Below are 3,719 nucleotides of genomic sequence, written 5' to 3' on the forward strand. Positions count from 1 at the left end.
TTCCCAGCCATCGCTGATCCTCCAATTGCGGGACAAATCTATCCCAGTTGGTGGACCACTTTCAGGGGGCTATTCCATATCAGGAACTGGAGAATGTTAAGCGGAAATTTTTAGGTCTATATGCTCTTCGCAGATTTCTACATAGTCCTGATGGAGCGAAACCAGGCTTCTCGCAATGTCGGGCCTGTTAAACGAAAGGTACGCTTCTGCTGTGTCGTGGTTCGTTTCGAAACGAAAAGCACGATCGCCTGCTACCGCAAAGTGAGATAGTTCAGCGTCATTTCTGCCAGTCGGCAACACATAAACATGTCCATTCCTGTGGCTTGAGATTGCTTTCGCGAACTTGTTTTCATGTATCTCTGCCTCTGATGATGAAGTGACTACGAGATGTATCTCGCAACCCTTGTCCATTATTTGGATCACCTGTGCGGTCAGTTGTTCACTGTAGCATTTGACGTTTACTTTCCCGGAGCTGATGCGCAAGCTAACTCTCCGCTCTCCCGCGTATCCGATGAGTTCGCTCATGACGTGCGTTGCGTGAGCTATGGACCTGTTCGAAAGAATGCTTGTCGAGTTTGCGGCGCGTGCATCTGTTACAGCCCGCTCGTACGTCTTGTCTAGGTCCACGCTAGTCTTCCCTAACCTTAGGCTCATCTTCTCACTCGCCGGTGCAGCTTTGTCGTAGTTGCGACCTATCTCGCAAGGCGGGCAATTTTTAGACGAGATTGTGCACTTTGTTGTTACTCTTTCCAAGAATATTTATGTTTTTCTAAACAAATGGTTGAGGCAGTAGGGCTGGCTTTTCCTTTTTGGTGAGTTGGTTTTTCCCCTCATGTTTGCGTTAGGTCTGATTGTTCGGAGAAGCGATTGTTGAGATAGGAGGGAGACAGGACGCTCGACCTAAGGCGCATGGAAAGTTTGTCCATTCAACTCAATATCTGTATGGTTTGAGCATACCCCTCAATACAACTGGTGTGACCCGCCGTTCAGTGTCCGGTTGGCGTCGCCCCATTGCACGTCGGCCTCGCGGGCGATGTCCTCGACGATCTTCGGGCGGACGACGAAATCGCAGGTGTCGGGGCCTTCGATGATCTTGGCCAGCCGGAAATGCATGTAGGTGCGCAGCACCGTGTTCATCCGCGCCTGGTAGCCCGGCCCGATGGATTTGAAGAACTTCACCACGTCGGCGTCGAAGGCCACGGTGCAGCGCGTCCGTTTCGTGTCGCGCTTGTGCCGGGTGTGCCAGATGTGATGCCAGCCGTGGGGGATGCCCTTGCGGTCGATGGCCAGTTGCAGGATGTCGCGTTCCATCATCTCGATGGCGTCCATGCCGTACATGACATGCTCGCGTTCCTTGCGCGTCATCTCGGATACGGTGCGGGTCTTGGGGGGCAGTTCGAACATCCTTGGCTCCTGTTTCGGGGTCTGAACAGGGGGCAGGATGACGGGGCAGGGGTTAACGCCGTGCTGCACCGGCGTGCGCATGGAATGTGCAGGGTTTGTGCATGGGTTGTGCGCCCTCAAATCCCATTGACCAAATGCGGATTCCCCATCATATCGCTGCCTATGACAGACCTCGCTCACATCCGTAATTTTTCCATTGTTGCCCATATCGACCACGGGAAATCCACCCTGGCCGACCGGCTGATTCAGTCCACCAACACGGTGGCTGACCGTGACATGAAGGCCCAGATGCTCGACGCGATGGACATCGAGCGCGAGCGCGGCATCACCATCAAGGCGAACTCGGTCCGGATCGACTATGTTGCTGAAAACGGTGAGAAATATGTGCTGAACCTGATCGACACGCCGGGCCACGTGGACTTCGCCTACGAAGTGTCACGGTCGATGCAGGCGGTCGAAGGCTCGCTTCTGGTGGTCGATGCCAGCCAGGGCGTCGAGGCGCAGACGCTGGCCAACGTGTACCAGGCGATCGACGCCGATCATGAAATCGTGCCGGTCCTGAACAAGATCGACCTGCCCGCCGCCGACCCCGAGCGGGTCAAGGAAAACATCGAGGATGTCATCGGAATCGACGCCCAGGACGCGATTCCCATCTCTGCAAAAAGCGGCCTGGGCATCCCCGATGTGCTGGAGGCGATCGTACATCGCCTGCCGGCCCCCAAGGGGGACCGCGATGCGCCGCTCAAGGCGATGCTGGTGGACAGCTGGTACGATCCCTATCTGGGTGTTGTCGTCCTGATCCGTGTGATCGACGGCGTGATCAAGAAGGGCGACCAGATCAAGATGATGCGCACCGGCGCGTCCTACAAGATCGACAAGCTGGCGGTGCTGAAGCCGCAGATGGTCGATTTCCCGGAGCTTGGCCCGGGCGAGATCGGCGTGTTCACCGCGCAGATCAAGCAGGTGCGCGACACCAAGGTCGGCGACACCATCACCCACGACAAAAAGCCCTGCGCACAGGCGCTGCCGGGCTTCAAGCCGTCGATCCCGGTGGTGTTCTGCGGGCTGTTCCCGGTCGATGCCAACGACTTCGAAGACCTGCGGGACGCGATCGAAAAGCTGCAGCTGAACGATGCAAGTTTCAGTTCGGAAATGGAGACCTCGGCGGCGCTGGGCTTTGGCTTCCGCTGTGGCTTCCTCGGGCTGCTGCACCTTGAGGTGATCCGCGACCGGCTGGAACGCGAATACGATCTGGACCTGATCACCACCGCGCCGTCGGTGGTCTATCACCTGCACATGAAAAGCGGCGAGATGCAGGAACTGCACAACCCTGCCGACATGCCCGACCTGACCTATGTCGATCACGTCGAGGAGCCGCGGATCAAGGCAACGATCCTGGTGCCAGACGAATACCTGGGCGACGTGTTGAAGCTGTGCCAGGACCGCCGGGGCATCCAGTTGGACCTGACCTATGCCGGCAGCCGTGCGATGGTGGTCTATGACCTGCCGCTGAACGAAGTTGTGTTCGACTTCTACGACCGGCTGAAATCGGTGACAAAGGGCTACGCGTCCTTCGACTACCAGATGATCGGCTATCGCGAAGACAACCTTGTGAAGATGCAGATCCTGGTGAACGACGAACCGGTCGATGCACTTTCGATGATGGTGCACCGCGACCGCGCCGAACTTCGGGGCCGGGCAATGTGCGAAAAGCTCAAGGACCTGATCCCGCGCCACATGTTCAAGATCCCGATCCAGGCGGCCATCGGTGGCAAGGTGATCGCCCGCGAAACCCTGTCAGCCTTGCGCAAGGACGTGACCGCCAAGTGTTACGGCGGCGACGCGACCCGCAAGAAGAAGCTGCTGGAAAAGCAGAAGGCCGGGAAAAAGAAGATGCGCCAGTTCGGCAAGGTCGAGATCCCGCAAGAGGCGTTCATCTCGGCGCTCAAGATGGACAGTTGACCGGCTGGCGGTCGCAGCCGGGGGTGGTCTGGGCGCTGGCCCTGATCCTGCCGCTGCCGACCGCCGCGCTGACCGATCTTGGAATGCTGTTGTCTGGCCAACGCTGGCTGGATGTCGAAGCCTTGTTCCTGCGCCCCTTGCTGCTGTTGCCGGGGGCGCTGTCGTTCTTGGTGCTGTGCAAACCGGGGATCGAACGTGCGGCACATATCGCGGGGTATGTCCTGATCGGGCTGTTCCTGCTGCCGATCTATACCGGGATTTTGACTAAAATTTATGCGCTAGTGGATTGATCGCGACAAACGAGTCCGAATTGGGATTCCCATTTGGTGCTGGCCGTGCGAGTCATGCTGATG

At 57.6% G+C, this 3,719-nt stretch carries 4 protein-coding genes; 2 read left to right on the top strand and 2 right to left on the bottom strand.

The genetic code is table 11. From position 1 onward, the window contains the following. Positions 1–96: 96 nt before the first annotated feature. Entirely contained in the window at positions 97–525 is a 429-nt protein-coding gene (locus VK792_RS19365; RefSeq protein WP_326299551.1) for a hypothetical protein, read from the bottom strand. A gap of 435 nt (positions 526–960) precedes the next feature. Next, positions 961–1,404 (bottom strand): BrnA antitoxin family protein, encoded by a 444-nt coding sequence (locus VK792_RS19370; protein ID WP_326299553.1) that lies wholly within the window; start codon positions 1,402–1,404, stop codon positions 961–963. Positions 1,405–1,566: 162 nt separating this feature from the next. Here VK792_RS19370 and lepA point away from each other — a divergent pair, with 162 nt between their 5' ends. Together lepA and VK792_RS19380 are read left to right on the top strand one after the other, a co-directional pair. After that, on the top strand, positions 1,567–3,366 hold the full coding sequence (gene lepA / locus VK792_RS19375) for a translation elongation factor 4 (RefSeq protein ID WP_326299555.1): 1,800 nt from the start codon (positions 1,567–1,569) through the stop codon (positions 3,364–3,366). Then, positions 3,363–3,656: a hypothetical protein gene (locus tag VK792_RS19380; protein ID WP_326299557.1), complete on the top strand. Its 294-nt coding sequence runs from the start codon at positions 3,363–3,365 to the stop codon at positions 3,654–3,656. Before lepA ends, VK792_RS19380 begins: the two co-directional genes overlap by 4 nt. The last annotated feature ends 63 nt before the right edge of the window (positions 3,657–3,719 follow it).

It is taken from the genome of Mesobacterium hydrothermale, assembly GCF_035818635.1.
Taxonomy (GTDB): Bacteria; Pseudomonadota; Alphaproteobacteria; order Rhodobacterales; family Rhodobacteraceae; genus Mesobacterium_A; species Mesobacterium_A hydrothermale.